This is a genomic window from Paenibacillus sp. SYP-B3998, from assembly GCF_010820665.1.
Classification (GTDB): Bacteria; Bacillota; Bacilli; order Paenibacillales; family NBRC-103111; genus Paenibacillus_E.
In genome coordinates, this window is the sequence record NZ_JAAIKC010000008.1 from 13,254 (window position 1) to 28,059 (window position 14,806).

Here is a 14,806-nt window from a genome sequence, read left to right on the forward strand (position 1 = left end):
GGAGCGATAAGCATGACGAGACCTCATTTGCATATTCAGAACCTAACGAAAGCTTTCACGCTCCACCAATTTGGCGGCAAGCAAATCGTGGGCTGCAGTGATATTCATTTGGAGCTGGCGCATGGCGAATTTATAGGCATTACAGGTAAAAGCGGCGCTGGCAAATCAACGATTTTGAAATGTATTTACCGTACGTATATCCCATCTTCAGGCCGTATGATTTATCATTCAGACACGCATGGGTTTATTGATTTGGCGGAGGCCAAGGAGCGCGACATTCTCGAAATCAGACAAAAAGAAATCGGCTATGTCTCCCAGTTTCTTAAGGTCTTGCCTCGTGTGACGGCTTTGGATTGCGTAGTAGAAGTGCTCGTAGAAACAGGAACGGATAAAGAAGCGGCTGTTGCGGAGGCTCGAACAATACTACGTCATTTTCAATTATCTGAATCTCTGTGGGATTCCTATCCCAATACGTTTAGCGGGGGGGAAAAGCTGCGCTTGAATCTTGCCAGAGCGATGGTTAAACGTCCTAAATTCCTGCTTTTGGATGAACCCACGGCTTCGTTAGATCAAGGATCTAAAGCATCGGTACGAGACATGATTATTGAATTGAAAAAGGGCGGTACGAGCATGATTGGCATTTTTCATGATTTGGACTTTATGGAAACTGTTGTAGATAAGGAATTTAATATGAGAAATGGTATCATGGTGGGAGGACATGCGTAATGAGAACCCATGAAGTATGGATAACAAACGCCAAGCTGATTTTACCTGAAGAAATCATAGAGGGACACGTACATATTCGACAAGGCAAGATAGCAGCCATTGTGACAGGGGAGATGAATGAGGTTGAATGCACGTCTTATGTTCAAGTGATTGATGCGGCTGGACTTCATCTGATGCCTGGGATTATCGAAACCCACAGCGATGCGATTGAGAAAGAAATCCAGCCTCGTCCGAACTCTGTATTTCCATTAGAAATGGCGATGCATGAGCTGGAAAAAAAGATGGCTGCGGTTGGCATTACCACCCTGTATCATTCTATCTGTTCGTCAGATGGTACGCCTGTTCGCAACGATAGAATGGTTGCCGATATCATTGAGTTTGCTGCCCGCAGACGCCAGGAGCCTTCTATGCTAAGACATCGTGTTCATCTTCGTTATGAAGTGACGAATGTGGCTGGCATCCCGATGGTGCAAGAGATGTTGGAGCTAGGTCAAGTTGATCTGCTTTCTTTCATGGATCATACGCCAGGGCAGGGTCAATACAAGACGAGAGAAACGCTGCGCGATTATCTCATCGGAACGGAGCACATGAGCACGGAAGAAGCGGAAGCTACCGTCGATCAACTGATTGCCTGCCAGCAGCAGGTAGATTGGGAGAAGCTCAAGGATTTAATCCAACTGGCTAAAGAGAAACGTGTACAGCTTGCGTCGCATGATGACGATACAGCAGATAAAGTTCAATTTATGAGAGAGCTTGGTATATGGATTAGTGAATTTCCGGTTAGCTTAGATGCCGCAAAAGCCGCAAAAGCTCAGGGTATGTACGTGAGCGTAGGGGCGCCGAATATTGTAAGAGGCGCTTCACATAACAAAAACTTACGAGCCATGGATGCCATTGAGGCAGGCGCCGTTGACATTCTGTGCTCAGATTACCATCCGCCATCATTGCTTCCTGCAGTAAGCAAAATCAGTGATACGGCCGTAGGGTTGGCACAAGCGGTTCGAATGGTTACATTGAATCCTGCACAGGCGTTAGGCATCGATCAAGAGTTTGGTTCAATTGAGGTTGGAAAAGTAGCGGATTTGGTTTTGGTGGAAATGAGAAACGGTTATCCACTCGTGCGTAAAACCTTAATCGCAGGTAAGTTCGTATACCAGTCGGATTATTTTCAAGTGCAGGGAGAGGAACTACGATGATTGATCTTCATTGTCACACACATATCTCCGACAATTCTTACTCGATCGAAGAGGTTATTGGCTTGGCCAAGGAGCAAGGCGTCCAGCATCTGGCCATTACAGATCATGATACGACGATAGGCTTACCCAGCGCCATTCTTCATGGAGCGAAATATGGCGTGAATATTATTCCTGGCATTGAAATCTCCGCTTACGATCATAAGCGCGGGGTACGCGCTCATATTTTGGGGTTGTTTGTTACACCTGGACATTCGGCGCTCTCCCAGCTGTGCGATCCATTGATCCAACGAAGGCATGAGGCCTCCTATGAGATGGTAGAGCAAATTATAGCCGCTGGCTACAACATTTCATGGCAGCAGGTTGGTCAGTATTCCGCCAGAGGTACTGGCGTGTACAAGCAGCATATTATGCATGCTTTGCTCGACGCTGGTTATACATCAACCATCTATGGTGAATTATATAAAAAGCTATTCGCCCGTGGCGATCAGGCCAAGGGGATCGCAAGAGGTCTTGCCTACCAAACCATCACCTACATCAATATGTTTGATGCGATTAAGGCGATAGCCGAGGCTGGAGGAATTCCTGTTCTCGCGCATCCTGGACAAATGGGCAATTTCCCAGCAATTCCAGAGTTAGTTGACGCAGGCTTGCAAGGAATTGAAGTGTGGCATCCTTCACATAATCAGGCAGCGGAACAGCAAGCCAAAGATGCTGCGGACGCTTTTAATCTTTTACAAACGGGAGGTTCGGACTTTCATGGCTTTTATACCGATTCTCCAGGTTTCCCTCTGGGTAGCAAAAGTCCTGGCAAGGCAAATCTAGAAGCATTGATGAGCAGAGTAGGCAAGCACCTATAACTTGAATTGTATTAAAAGAAAAAACCACCCTTGGCAGGATGGTGAAAATGCGAAACTTATTGAAGTTAGTGCTGCGTACAAGTCTGATCTTAGAGCTATGAAGCTGAGGTTGGGGAGGACTTGGACGCAGCACTTCTTTTTGATTCTCCAGATAAGGAAAAGTAGGTCCACATGCGCAGCAGCCGCTCAACTGGCCCCGAGTCAAAGCGTGTTAAATACCAACGACTGGCAAAGAGCTGTGCCGCATAGATAGCAAGTGCGAGCGCACATCCTGCGATAACGCCGATCTTGCCGAACCATCCAAGCCCGTAGCCGTAAAAGAGCGTCGTGCAGATGATCGTTTGCAGCAGATAATTCGTCAAGGATAGCTTCCCGACGGCTTCGAAGCGTAGAAGCCAAGGCGAAGACTTCGCTGCCATGTATAGCGCGGCAAAGGCGAATATATATCCAAATGATAAGAGGCTCGCGCCGATCATCTCACCTGCTGCACTCCAACCTTGCCCTGGAAATAGGTGCTTTAGGGATTTCAGGAGCAGTCCTGCGGGAAGGAAGAGCAACATTCGTTTTAAATAAACGAGCCGCTCGTCATCCGGATTCTGGAACCATTGTTTCTTTGCGGCATACATACCAAATAGAAATAATGGTGCAGCAATGAGTGGAGCGAACAGCAGCGCGATGAGAATAAATAAGCCATCCATACCAAGCGGATCTGAAGTATTCCGGTGGTGCTTGATTTCTTCGTAGGTGCCCGTTCCATAAATATGGATTGTTTCCTTGACGTATGTTTCCATACGAGTGCTGCTATCCTTCGTGGAAGGATGATTTGGATCTTCAGGCGCAAACCCGAGCATGCCGGACAGCGACAATAGGATCAGCCCCCATATTAGCAGCGTTTTGGCCTTCCGATTCATAAATAGGAGCAGAAAAAAGCCCATGCAGCCATAAAAGGTTAAGATATCGCCTTCCCACAAAAAGTTGGCATGCACAGCGCCAATAGCGAACAGGAGAAGAAACCGGCGGGACAAATATCGTTTCGGTTTCAAACCTTTGCGCTCTAGATTCTCTTTCATCTTAATAAGCCCAAAGCCGAATAGGAATGTGAAAATCGGCATGAAACTGCCCTCGACGAGAATGTTTACGAGAATTTTTGCAATCGAATCTGGTTGAGATAAGGAATAGAACTGCATTTCGTCCTTTCCCCATATCCCATATTGAAAAATAAGCATGTTTGCCATCAAAATGCCCAATAAGCTGAATCCCCGCATGCCATCGACGATTCGCATTCTGTGTTGTCGTTCAACCAAATCTATCACCTCGACCATAATATAACATGACAGATTGAAGACCAGCTAAAGCTTATCTTAATTTTGGCTTAACACGGAGGAGCAGCGTTTAGCTCGAATTAAGGTTTATTCGGTATAATACCTTTGGAGGGATTTCATGCACAACGCAAAAATATTATTGATCGATGATGAGAAGTCGATTGTTCAATTGATTGAAATGGTATTGCGCAAAGAGGGGTTTCGTCATATTTATTCAGCAGGGACGGGGCAGGAAGCGCTCATGCTGCTTGCCAAGCACGGGGCGGATATTATTTTGTTGGACGTTATGCTGCCCGACCTAACCGGATTCGAACTGTGTCCGAAAATTCGTGAGCTATCGGATGCGCACCTTATTTATTTAACAGCAAGAACGTCCGATCTTGATGTACTGACCGGTTTTGCTACTGGTGGAGATGATTATGTGACCAAACCGTTCAATCCGCTCGGAATCGCGGCAAGAATCAAGGCAAGGCTGCGAAGAGGCGTTCAATCTTCGATACAGCGGACAGAGGACACCCGGAACCGATATGACTTTGGAGCGTTCGTGTTGGACGAATATGCAGGGGAGCTATTAGTGAATGGCGACTCGGTTCCTTGTCCAGCCCAGGCGTATCAATTGCTGCAGTTTTTGTGTAAAAATCCGAATATCGTTTTCTCCAAGTCGCAATTATATGATGCGGTATGGGGAATCGGGGGAGTCGGAGACGACAATACGGTGATGGTTCATATCCGCAAAATTCGCGAGCGGATTGAACCGGACCCAAGCGAGCCTCGTTATCTGGTAACGGTACGCGGGCTTGGCTATAAATTAATGAAGGAAAAAAACGGATGAGACAGATCAGAAGGAGGCTTGCCATTCACTTCACTGTTCAGTTTTTTTTCTTATGGGTGTTTGTTATGGTTACCTTGATAGCAGCCCTGCTCTTGATCATTCAATATTTAGTGAATCAAGATTTGAAAAGAAACTTTCCTTCAGGGGCCATGGATACCATTATCACGGAAACTGTCTTAAAAGGCGGGGACCTAACAATCCCTTCACGGTGGATTTCGCGTCTTACTGAGCGGGGCTACTGGCTGCAAGTCTTAGACGGCAACGGACAAGTTATTTATTCGGCAAACGTGCCTGCACAGTTAAAAACATCTTATGGTGTAAGCGATCTTCTCCAAATCCAAGAGACAGGACACTATGAGGTATTTCGAGTAATGACGAAGCTGGATACGACAGAAGGTAAGCCGTTTCTTTATATGCTCGGAAGCGAGGATCACGGGGCGGAGAGGCTGCAGGCCTGGTTAAGCTCCTATGTAGAGAATGGGCTGATCCGTTCTGATGCAGTCATAGAGCTTGAATCACAGCTTACGCAGTCCAAAGAAAATTTACAAATTATTGATGCTGGGGGACAAATTGTTCAAACGGTCGGCCCCTCGGTGCGCCAGGAGCCTTACCGTCCTCTGGACTTGATCTCGATGCAGTCGGAACCTGGTAGCTATCCATCGAACATGTCCTTTTATTACGACCAATCTTCGGGATATATCTGGATTCTGCAAGTTCCCAAGGAAGGGGGCGCTTTTGCCAGCCAGCCCATCCTTCATGATGTCATCCTAGTGCTTGTCATTTCGGGCCTATTCGTGCTGCTGCTGACCTTCGCTTTCGCAGTATGGCACGGTTACCGTTACGGTCAGCCGTTGCTGCTGTTTGCAGATTGGTTCGAGCGGATGGGACAGGGACACTATCATGAAGCATTAACCGAGAAGGACCGGAAGAAGGTGTTTCGTAAAAATGGCACAATCCGCTTGCGCTACCGGCTGTATAAAGAAGTCATTGCTGGCTTCTATGACATGGCTACAAAGTTGGACGCTTCGGAGCAGGAACGGGGGCGTTTAGAGAAGACGAGGGAGGAATGGATGACGGGCATCTCGCATGATCTTAGAACGCCATTGTCGACGATACAAGGCTATGGACACCTGCTAGAAAGCGGTCAATTTGAATGGACGGATGCCGAGCTGGAAGAGATGGGAAAGATGATCAGAGAGAAAGGGAACTTCATGCTTGATCTGCTTCAGGACTTCTCCTTAACGTTCCAATTAAAAAATAAAGCGATTAGCTTTCCACTCGAAGACATCGAACTGAATGAATTTGTGCGTCGCGTCGTGCTCAGGTATGTGAATGATGTAACCATTCAGCACGTTTCCTTTGTTTTTGAAGAGGAAGAAACGGATTTGATCGTGAAAGCCAATGCCAAGTGGTTTCAGCGGATGTTGTACAACTTGATTACGAATGCGGTCAAGCATAATCCAGCAGGTACGCTGATTAAGGTAAAGATGAGAAAAGAGGGGGATGCTGCTCTCATCGTCGTGGAAGATAACGGCAAGGGGATGGATGAGGAGACGAAACGGAATTTGTTCGAACGATATTACCGCGGTACGAATACGGAGGAAGGCACTGATGGAGCGGGACTTGGCATGAGCATTGCCAATGCGATTGTTACCGCACATCATGGCACGATCAAAGTGGAGTCCCAAATAGGCAGGGGGACGAGAGTTATTTTGCGGTTTCCTCAGGCCCCGTTTCGCAGCCCTGACACGGTTCATTAGATGAGCATCGAACCTGTGTTTAATAAAAAAATCTTCCTCATTTCATGCTGAGGAAGATTTTTTTATTAGCTTTTTATAGATTACCGATTATCTATTTTTTCCGGATACAGGTCATGGTTCATGAGTCGATGCTCAGCCATAGCTTCGTATTTGGTTCCAGGCTGTCCATAATTGCAATAAGGATCGATGGAAATACCGCCGCGTGGCGTGAATTTTCCCCATACTTCGATGTAGCGCGGGTCCATAAGGTCGATTAAATCATTCATGATGATATTGACGCAGTCTTCGTGGAAATCGCCGTGGTTCCTGAAGCTGAACAAATACAGTTTGAGCGATTTGCTCTCAACCATTTTAATGTTCGGAATGTAGGAGATATAGAGCGTTGCGAAGTCCGGCTGTCCCGTTACAGGACATAGGCTTGTGAATTCCGGGAAGTTGAATTTGACGAAATAAGCGCGGTCAGGGTGCTTGTTATCGAAGGCTTCCAATAATTTCGGGTCATAGTTGAAAATGTACTGGGTCCCTTGGTTACCTAACAAGGTAATGTCTTTCAAATCTGCGTGACTTCTTCCTGCTGACATGGGTAAAATCCCCTTTCTTTTCTAAACGAAAAGAAGACTCAGACGCTTGAAATCGGCTCTGTTTCAAACTAATAAACACGAAAAAAACGATACCTAGGGTACGTTTCTCCTTAGTTTTTTATAGAGGGAATTTGCGAACCTCTCCTATGAGCGTTAATAACTCGTAGATGTGTCTTCTTTAGTTTTCACTAGAAACTCTACCACAACCACTCAAAAAATGCATCAATAATATGTTAATACACATTATTTGGAAACGGAGGGTGCTTATAGCCAAGTCGAGGAGCGCCATTGTATACTGTCTATAAGCTTTATTTCCGCTGTTTTGCAGCAAGATAATTAGGATTCCGTAAGAAGGTTCAAAATGGTTTTTTAAATATCCGAATTGGGTAGGTAGGGTGAAATGAACCATGACAATTGTAAAAGGAAATTCTCTTAAAGATCCAGTGACTGCCCTTTTTGAACTTGCGCCAATCGGTGTAGTGATGATTGAGGAAAATGGTCAAATCTTAAAAGTAAATGCCATTTTCTCTCGATTTATTGGCTATACAGAAGAAGAATTACTTCAAATGAGTGTTCATGAGTTTACGCATCCTGAAGATCGCATAATTACAAGTAAGCGTCTTACCTTTATCGATCAAGCCCCAGCCACTTTTCACATGGAGAAACGGTATTTGCATAAAGAAGGGCATATTATTTGGGGGCTTGTTCAGGGATTAAGCAAAAACAGCGACATTTCACAACAACATACAACTAACTACATAGCATTGATTCAAGATATAACCCAGATAAAAAGACAAGAGGAAGAGTTAAGAGCAACGAAGGAGAAATACGAATCTTTCATTCAAAACTCATCCGATGCCATTATGATTTATGATTTAGAAGGCCATGTGCTGCAAGTTAACAAGGCTTTCACGCAATTATCTGGCTGGCAGGAAGATGAAGTAATGGGTGTGAAGCTGCCAATAACGTCTTCGGACCAACGATTAAAGTTTGAAGGGATTATTCATAAAGTAATTCTTGGCCAATTCGTACATAATTTAGAGACTGTACAAAAACATAAGGATGGAACGGATATAGAGGTGAGTATGTCCGTTTCGCCCATCAGAAATGTGCATGGAGATGTCATTATGCTGGCGGCTATTTTGCGCGATTTGACTGTACAGAAAGCGTTATCTCGTCAAGCCAAGCAGCATGAAGCTTCATTTAAACATCTTGTGGAAAATTGGCCGGATGCGTTCATGATTGTAAAAAAAGGCGTCTGGGTATATAGCAATCCGGCAGGTCTAGCCTTGCTTGGAGCGAGTCAAGCCGAGCAAGTGATAGGTCACTCTGTGTGTACTTTCCATGATCCCGAAGAACATCCGGATATTCAGAAGCGGTTAGCAAAGGGCCATCAAGGTAAAATTTACCGTGCGCAGCTTCAGAAATTTACACGTTTGGACGGTCAGACCATCCACGTTGAAATGACGAGTATACCTGCTGTTTATGAGGATGAGCCCGCTTTTCATCTGCTGCTTCGCGATGTGACAGAACATATCAAAACCGAAGAGCTAATGCGTGTATCGGATAAACTTAACGCCGTCGGACAGTTGGCGGCTGGCATCGCTCATGAGATCCGTAATCCGTTAACGGCTATTAAAGGTTTCGTTCAGCTTACGCAAATCAGATACCCAGACTCCCATCATTATTTTGACATTATTAGATCAGAAATAGAGCGCATCGAACTTATTACGGGGGAGCTCCTTCTTTTAGCGAAGCCCAGTCTTAAGACCGAACAAGCGATGGATTTATGCGAAATCATTAATCAAGTGAGTCCTCTAGTAGAAACACAAGGGATGCTGAATAATGTGCAAATCGTACGCGATTTCAAGGCAAATCACCTTGCTGTTCTATGCGATAGTAATCAGTTGAAGCAGGTGTTTATCAATTTACTTAAGAATGCCATCGAAGCGATGCCAAGCGGTGGAGAAATCAAAATTGTAGTCGAGCTAGAAGAAGGAAATATTAAAGTGACCATTACGGATCAAGGTCCTGGCATTCCTTTCGATCAGTTGAGCAGTATCGGACAGCCTTTTTTTACAACGAAACTAAATGGTACAGGCCTGGGTCTTGTTGTTAGTTATAAAATTATTCAAAATCACGGAGGGACGATTTCCGTTGAAAATATGCCCGATCAGGGCGCCGCTTTCACCATTAAGCTGCCTCGTGTAGGTTCAGATTCCGGGGATTCGCATTGATGCCTGTTCGGTTAGCGTGTAAAATAGAAAGTAGATTAGGTGAGAGTGAGATGGAGGTAACAAAGGTTGAAGGCGTATCTAGAGCTATTGCAAGACATCTTAGACAACGGCACGAGAAAAGAAGATCGTACAGGAACCGGAACGATCTCGGTATTTGGAAGGCAACTTCGTTTTGACCTATCCAAAGAATTTCCATTACTAACGACCAAAAGAGTGCCCTTTCGATTAATTGCCAGTGAATTACTGTGGTTTATTAAAGGCGATACCAATATTCGCTATCTGCTTCAGCATAACAACCATATTTGGAATGAATGGGCGTTTAAGAAATGGGTAGAAAGCGTTGATTATTCTGGACCGGATATGAGTAACTTTGGTCTTCGTTCGCAGCAGGACGAGTCGTTCAAGCAGGAATATGACATGCAAATGAGCATATTCGTTCAGCGTATACTGGAAGACGAGGTCTTTGCGGGGCAATATGGTGAATTAGGGGACGTTTACGGTAAACAATGGCGAGATTGGACAACGCGGCAGGGAGGAACGATTGATCAACTGAAAGAGGCTATTCACACGATCAAGACGAATCCGGATTCCCGTAGAATCCTTGTATCGGCTTGGAACCCCGAAGATGTGCCGAGCATGGCGCTCCCGCCATGTCATATGTTGTTCCAATTTTATGTGGCGGAGGGCAGGCTGTCTTGTCAATTGTATCAACGAAGCGGAGATACGTTTCTTGGCATCCCTTTCAATATTGCCAGTTATGCGCTTTTAACCCATCTGATTGCTCATGAGTGCGGCCTTCAAGTTGGAGAGTTCGTACATACGATCGGAGATGCTCATATTTACACGAATCACCTTGAACAAATTCAGACGCAGCTCGGTCGCGAACCGCGAGATCTGCCAACCCTCAAGCTGAATGCAGATGTGAATTCGGTGTTTGAGTTTGAAATGAGCGACATTGAGATCGTCGACTATCATCCACATCCAACGATTAAAGCTCCCGTAGCTGTATAATTATAATGAACGGAAGGACGTGAGCTTGTTATGAGTATCTCATTTATTTTTGCGATGGATCGGAATCGAGCGATTGGTATCAACAATAAGCTGCCTTGGCATTTACCGGCGGATTTGAAATTTTTTAAATCAGTTACAATGGGGCATCCCATCCTTATGGGGCGCAAAACGTATGAATCCATCGGTAAACCGCTACCTGGCAGACGCAATATTATATTGACACAGAATGCGGAGTTCCAAGCGGAGGGGTGCGAGGTTGTTCATTCCGTTGATGAAGTGGTGGGAATGTTCCGTGACGAAGAGCTATTCGTGATCGGCGGCGCGGAAATTTTCAAGCTGTTGGCTGTCAACGTAGAGCGTAAGTATGTTACTTACATTGATGATGAGTTTGAGGCGGATACCTATTTTGCTGAAACAGACTTATCGGAATGGACATTAGTTTCTACGGAACAAGGCGAGCGCAATGAGAAAAATCCATACGACTATTACTTCCGAATCTATGATAGAAAGAAGGCTTAGTCCATGAAATATTTCGCTGTATTCCTGCAAATGAAGGATGAAGAGTTGAGTAAACAGTATCGTCCCGAGCATCTCGTCTATTTAGAGAAGCTCAGAAATGAAGGGAAGATATATGCGAATGGACGCTTTGTAGATGGCTGGGGAGGTCTTGTGATTTATAAGGCCGAGACGTTGGAGGAAGCGAAGATACTCGCTGAGGAAGATCCGATTGTAAAAGTGGGAGCTAGACATTGCCAAATTCATGAATGGGAACTGGTTATTGCTTAAAATCAAAAATCCCCGAGATGCCTCTGCCTGAGCAGAGGGTTCTCGGGGATTTGTTTTATTTGCGTTTTCTCACGAGTGAAACGATTAAGGCTAAAGCGCCTAATACGACTGCTGCGATTGACAGATACAGCGCCGTATTGGAAGAAGAAGAGGAAGAATTACTACCCTCAGCTGCTTTTCCAGTCTTTGTTTGACCATGGCTGTCTGTAGTTGTTCCGCCAGCTGCTTTTGCTTTAACCGTTGTTACAGATGCAGGTTTATCTGCTCCGTCAGCGCCAACCCATTCGACAACACTGCCATCTTTGTAAGTTTGGTAGGCTTTCCAGACGATTTGTGTAGCAGCATCCGCTACTTTACCTTGCATATTGAAATCGCCGAATTCCGTGCTAGCTAATCCGTCTCCAGCAGCTTTCCAGATGACGCCTGTGATTTTACCTGAGGTATCTTTGGTAATTTCATAAGTCCAACCTGCTTTAGGTTCAAAGCGGGAAATCGCAACGGAGTCTAATGGGAACTTCACTTCTACTTTAACAGTTGGAATTTCTTTCTCACTTGGAACACGCACGGTGAATTTCTCGTAAGTGCCTTGTGTTGTTTCTTTCGGGTATACCACGACATGGGCGCTTGCAATTCCAGCAAGCAACATGGAGCAAACAAGTAAAAGAGATAGATTTAACATTAATTTTTTTAACACAGTTTGTATTCCCCTTTCGAATCAATAGCTTATATCATGAAGTCCATCTTACCTGAACGACAAGTAAAACCATATGACTCGAACGGGCTATTTATTCGACTAATTTTGTCCTTTTCGTGTCAAACCGAATTTAATAGCGAAAGCTGTGAGCTGAACACGATTTTCAAATTGAAGCTTCTCTAAAATATTTTTCATGTGATTTTTGACGGTGTGTTCCGAGATCAGAAGAATTTCAGCGATTTGTCGATTGTTGTTGCCCATTGCCACATAAGTGGTGATTTCTTGTTCGCGTGTGGTGAGCATAGCAGGATTGGGGCCGATCGAATCGGCTCGGATTGGTGCCCGGAAGCGATGGAATAGCTTGTCCGCCATTAGCCGGGCGACTTCCGAATTATCATCCAGCAAAGCATGCAGATAAGTAAGCCACTCGTCGGGATCCATGTTTTTGAGGAGATACCCTTGTGCCCCGAATTGCAGGGCTGTGAAGAGGTCGGCTACGTCATCAGAAACGGTCAGCATGACGATGCGAGTCGATGCATGCAATTGTTTAATGCGGCGTGTGGCTTCAAGGCCATTTACAGGAGTCATATGAATGTCCATGAGGACAACGTCGGGTTTGAGCTCATTACATAAAAGAACGGCTTCTTCACCGTTAAAAGCTTCACCGACAATGAAAAAGGCGGAATCCGGTTCTAGCATACTGCGGATGGCTTTACGAGCTAAGGGGTGATCGTCTGCGATAAGAACGCGATAAGGCTGCTTGGCTACCATTAAGCTTTCCTCCTTAAACTATACACGTCAAGCCTAGTGCCACTAGGCAAATCTTCCGTTCCACTTGCGCGCAGTTCCAGTGATGCGCCAAGTTCAGCGGCTCGCTTATGCATTAATTCGATGCCATATTTCTTGCTACTCAACGCGTCTTCAAGTAACCCACAGCCGTCATCCGTGATGGTTAACCTCCATCCCATAGGAGAGACCTCGAACACAATCGTGGCTGATGTTGCCATGGAGTGCTTGCGAATGTTCGTGAAGGCTTCTTGAATGATACCGAACAGCTGTACTTCTTCTGCTGAACTAAAGCTATTTTCGGTTAGCGTAATCGTCTTCTGCAATTCAATTCCCGTCACAAGCTGCCAATCCTGCAGCCAGGTATGAATGCGTTGTTTGAAGCCCGTGCCTTCCTCAGGAGGTGTCCGTAAATTGAAAATAGCTTGGCGAAGCGAGTTATCAATCTCCGAGACGGCACCTCTTGCCTCTTCCAGATGACCTTGTTTCAATTTCACATTAAGAAAGAAAAGCGTTTGAGCCAGATCATCATGCAGTTCTCTCGCTAGCCGCTCACGCTCTTCGTAAACAGCTCTGCGAGCCTCCCCCGCAGCCAATTTTTCGTTCGTACGTTCAATGCTCTGAAACATCCATGAAGCGAAAAGATAGGATAGTAGGAAGGTAATGACTGTAATCGTGAAATTTCCTGCTTCCATCGTTAAATAATTCAATAGAAATTCATGCCGTATATACTCAAAGCCGCCGATTATGAGGACAGGCAATAAGATGGTAAACAATTTCAGTGTGCGCAGCGACATCGTATCCATTTGCTCCTTTAATAGACCTAGTAGTTGGAATGGTTTCTATTATAACAGGATAAAAATTAGAATTCTTCACAAAAAACAAGGGATCATCTTCTCAATCATGCACACGTGTGCTACATTATTAGTAATTCGTGGCACGAGATCAAAGCAGTTGGAGGGAATTCTATGTGGAAAGCGATCATGCAGCAGAAAAAAAGCTGGGGCGGGTATGTTGGTTTCATTATACTCCTGCACATTCTGGGACTCATTGGTTTGTATACGGTAGCAAAGACAGCGCCTGCTTTCTGGGCTATCGGTTTGCTTGCTTACACACTCGGTGTACGTCATGCTTTTGATGTTGATCACATTGCCGCTATTGATAACACCGTGCGCAAGCTTGTTCAGCAAAAGAAAAATCCGCTTGGTGTTGGTTTTTACTTCTCGCTAGGACATTCTTCGGTAGTTTTCCTGATGGCGATTGCAACCGCATTCTCCGTCCAGTGGGCAGCGCGGGAACTTCCTTGGTTACAACGATTCGGTGGGGTTATCGGTGCTTCAGTGTCCGGTTGCTTTCTTGTTATAATCGGTATTCTAAATTTACTTATCCTTATGAACTTGTATCGCTTGTTTAAGAAATTTCGCAATGGGGAACATAGCGACGATGAGTTTGAGGAATTGCTTCAATCCAGAGGATTCATTGCAAGAATGATGAAACCGTTATTTCGTTTTATTGGGAAAAGTTGGCATGTTTATCCACTCGGTTTCTTGTTCGGTCTCGGGTTTGATACAGCAAGTGAAATCGCTTTGCTTGCGATCTCAGCGAATGCTGCTAAAGATGCGATTCCGTTCATCGGTGTAATCTCACTTCCGCTGCTGTTCGCTGCGGGAATGAGCCTTTTTGATACAGCCGATGGCATGTTCATGACTAGGGCCTACCGCTGGGCCTTTCATACGCCCGTTCGCAAATTGTACTATAATTTAACAGTGACCACCTTGGCTGTCATCGCGGCACTTATTATCGGTGTAGTCGAGTTAGCTCAGGTTCTCTCCGAAGAGATTGGTATGGAGGGTACCTTCTGGACGTGGCTGCAGGATTTGGATTTTGGAACCCTGGGTTATGTTCTTGTCGGATTGTTTGTCTTGGCATGGGCGATTTCGGTTGGTATTTGGAAATGGATGAGAATTGAAGAACGATGGAATGCCAAAGTGTAAGAAGGAGAGCGGTAGCCGCAGTTA

At 45.3% G+C, this 14,806-nt stretch carries 15 protein-coding genes and 1 riboswitch; of the genes, 10 read left to right on the forward strand and 5 right to left on the reverse strand.

The genetic code is table 11. The features are described 5' to 3' along the window. The first annotated feature begins 12 nt into the window (after nt 1-12). The 3 genes from phnL to GK047_RS19145 are packed head-to-tail and all read left to right on the forward strand — an operon-like array spanning nt 13 to nt 2,779. The gene (gene phnL / locus GK047_RS19135) at nt 13-726 is read left to right on the forward strand and encodes a phosphonate C-P lyase system protein PhnL (protein WP_163950374.1); all 714 of its coding nucleotides are present in this window, start codon (nt 13-15) and stop codon (nt 724-726) included. Next, nucleotides 726-1,922 carry a phosphonate metabolism protein PhnM gene (phnM, locus tag GK047_RS19140; protein ID WP_163950377.1) on the forward strand — a complete coding sequence of 399 codons (1,197 nt, stop codon included), beginning with the start codon at nt 726-728 and terminating at the stop codon, nt 1,920-1,922. The genes phnL and phnM overlap by 1 nt, the downstream gene beginning before the upstream one ends. Continuing rightward, nucleotides 1,919-2,779, forward strand: a complete 861-nt coding sequence (locus GK047_RS19145) for a PHP domain-containing protein (RefSeq protein ID WP_163950380.1) — start codon at nt 1,919-1,921, stop codon at nt 2,777-2,779. The genes phnM and GK047_RS19145 overlap by 4 nt, the downstream gene beginning before the upstream one ends. A gap of 95 nt (nt 2,780-2,874) precedes the next feature. Here the strand turns inward: GK047_RS19145 and GK047_RS19150 are convergent, their stop codons facing one another. Continuing rightward, nucleotides 2,875-4,101 (reverse strand): DUF418 domain-containing protein, encoded by a 1,227-nt coding sequence (locus GK047_RS19150; RefSeq protein ID WP_240344047.1) that lies wholly within the window; start codon nt 4,099-4,101, stop codon nt 2,875-2,877. A 118-nt stretch (nt 4,102-4,219) separates the two neighbouring features. On the opposite strand from GK047_RS19150, the gene GK047_RS19155 reads away from it, so the two are divergent. After that, the gene (locus tag GK047_RS19155; protein ID WP_163950383.1) at nt 4,220-4,933 is read left to right on the forward strand and encodes a response regulator transcription factor; all 714 of its coding nucleotides are present in this window, start codon (nt 4,220-4,222) and stop codon (nt 4,931-4,933) included. Continuing rightward, a complete protein-coding gene (locus GK047_RS19160; protein ID WP_163950386.1) occupies nt 4,930-6,693 on the forward strand; it encodes a sensor histidine kinase in 1,764 nt (587 codons plus the stop codon). The genes GK047_RS19155 and GK047_RS19160 overlap by 4 nt, the downstream gene beginning before the upstream one ends. A gap of 80 nt (nt 6,694-6,773) precedes the next feature. Here GK047_RS19160 and queF read toward each other — a convergent pair whose 3' ends face one another. After that, entirely contained in the window at nt 6,774-7,274 is a 501-nt protein-coding gene (gene queF, locus GK047_RS19165; RefSeq protein ID WP_163950389.1) for a preQ(1) synthase, read from the reverse strand. Between the two features lie 104 nt (nt 7,275-7,378). Then, nucleotides 7,379-7,422: riboswitch (PreQ1 riboswitch) on the reverse strand. A 259-nt stretch (nt 7,423-7,681) separates the two neighbouring features. On the opposite strand from queF, the gene GK047_RS19170 reads away from it, so the two are divergent. The 4 genes from GK047_RS19170 to GK047_RS19185 all read left to right on the forward strand — a co-directional run bounded on the left by GK047_RS19170 (nt 7,682) and on the right by GK047_RS19185 (nt 11,308). Next, the gene (locus GK047_RS19170) at nt 7,682-9,511 is read left to right on the forward strand and encodes a PAS domain S-box protein (protein WP_163950392.1); all 1,830 of its coding nucleotides are present in this window, start codon (nt 7,682-7,684) and stop codon (nt 9,509-9,511) included. A 66-nt stretch (nt 9,512-9,577) separates the two neighbouring features. Then, nucleotides 9,578-10,522: a thymidylate synthase gene (locus tag GK047_RS19175; protein ID WP_163950395.1), complete on the forward strand. Its 945-nt coding sequence runs from the start codon at nt 9,578-9,580 to the stop codon at nt 10,520-10,522. Between the two features lie 30 nt (nt 10,523-10,552). Beyond that, nucleotides 10,553-11,041, forward strand: a complete 489-nt coding sequence (locus GK047_RS19180; protein WP_163950398.1) for a dihydrofolate reductase — start codon at nt 10,553-10,555, stop codon at nt 11,039-11,041. Nucleotides 11,042-11,044: 3 nt separating this feature from the next. Then, nucleotides 11,045-11,308, forward strand: a complete 264-nt coding sequence (locus tag GK047_RS19185; protein WP_163950401.1) for a YciI family protein — start codon at nt 11,045-11,047, stop codon at nt 11,306-11,308. A 55-nt stretch (nt 11,309-11,363) separates the two neighbouring features. On the opposite strand, the gene GK047_RS19190 is transcribed toward GK047_RS19185, so the two are convergent. The 3 genes from GK047_RS19190 to GK047_RS19200 all read right to left on the reverse strand — a co-directional run bounded on the left by GK047_RS19190 (nt 11,364) and on the right by GK047_RS19200 (nt 13,585). Continuing rightward, nucleotides 11,364-12,002, reverse strand: a complete 639-nt coding sequence (locus GK047_RS19190) for a YcnI family copper-binding membrane protein (RefSeq protein WP_481856019.1) — start codon at nt 12,000-12,002, stop codon at nt 11,364-11,366. Between the two features lie 99 nt (nt 12,003-12,101). Then, nucleotides 12,102-12,773 (reverse strand): response regulator, encoded by a 672-nt coding sequence (locus tag GK047_RS19195; RefSeq protein ID WP_163950409.1) that lies wholly within the window; start codon nt 12,771-12,773, stop codon nt 12,102-12,104. Further along, nucleotides 12,773-13,585 carry a sensor histidine kinase gene (locus GK047_RS19200; RefSeq protein ID WP_163950411.1) on the reverse strand — a complete coding sequence of 271 codons (813 nt, stop codon included), beginning with the start codon at nt 13,583-13,585 and terminating at the stop codon, nt 12,773-12,775. Before GK047_RS19200 ends, GK047_RS19195 begins: the two co-directional genes overlap by 1 nt. A 171-nt stretch (nt 13,586-13,756) precedes the next feature. Here GK047_RS19200 and GK047_RS19205 point away from each other — a divergent pair, with 171 nt between their 5' ends. Further along, nucleotides 13,757-14,782 (forward strand): HoxN/HupN/NixA family nickel/cobalt transporter, encoded by a 1,026-nt coding sequence (locus tag GK047_RS19205; RefSeq protein WP_163950413.1) that lies wholly within the window; start codon nt 13,757-13,759, stop codon nt 14,780-14,782. The last annotated feature ends 24 nt before the right edge of the window (nt 14,783-14,806 follow it).

Excerpts from the sequence above, each read along its gene's own strand:
- GK047_RS19150 (WP_240344047.1), bottom strand. The coding sequence starts at position 4,101 with ATGGTCGAGGTGATAGATTTGGTTGAACGACAACACAGAATGCGAATC.
- GK047_RS19160 (WP_163950386.1), top strand. The coding sequence starts at position 4,930 with ATGAGACAGATCAGAAGGAGGCTTGCCATTCACTTCACTGTTCAGTTT.
- GK047_RS19170 (WP_163950392.1), top strand. The coding sequence starts at position 7,682 with ATGACAATTGTAAAAGGAAATTCTCTTAAAGATCCAGTGACTGCCCTT.
- queF (WP_163950389.1), bottom strand. The coding sequence starts at position 7,274 with ATGTCAGCAGGAAGAAGTCACGCAGATTTGAAAGACATTACCTTGTTA.
- GK047_RS19205 (WP_163950413.1), top strand. The coding sequence starts at position 13,757 with ATGTGGAAAGCGATCATGCAGCAGAAAAAAAGCTGGGGCGGGTATGTT.
- phnM (WP_163950377.1), top strand. The coding sequence starts at position 726 with ATGAGAACCCATGAAGTATGGATAACAAACGCCAAGCTGATTTTACCT.
- GK047_RS19155 (WP_163950383.1), top strand. The coding sequence starts at position 4,220 with ATGCACAACGCAAAAATATTATTGATCGATGATGAGAAGTCGATTGTT.
- phnL (WP_163950374.1), top strand. The coding sequence starts at position 13 with ATGACGAGACCTCATTTGCATATTCAGAACCTAACGAAAGCTTTCACG.
- GK047_RS19185 (WP_163950401.1), top strand. The coding sequence starts at position 11,045 with ATGAAATATTTCGCTGTATTCCTGCAAATGAAGGATGAAGAGTTGAGT.
- GK047_RS19180 (WP_163950398.1), top strand. The coding sequence starts at position 10,553 with ATGAGTATCTCATTTATTTTTGCGATGGATCGGAATCGAGCGATTGGT.
- GK047_RS19195 (WP_163950409.1), bottom strand. The coding sequence starts at position 12,773 with ATGGTAGCCAAGCAGCCTTATCGCGTTCTTATCGCAGACGATCACCCC.
- GK047_RS19200 (WP_163950411.1), bottom strand. The coding sequence starts at position 13,585 with ATGTCGCTGCGCACACTGAAATTGTTTACCATCTTATTGCCTGTCCTC.
- GK047_RS19145 (WP_163950380.1), top strand. The coding sequence starts at position 1,919 with ATGATTGATCTTCATTGTCACACACATATCTCCGACAATTCTTACTCG.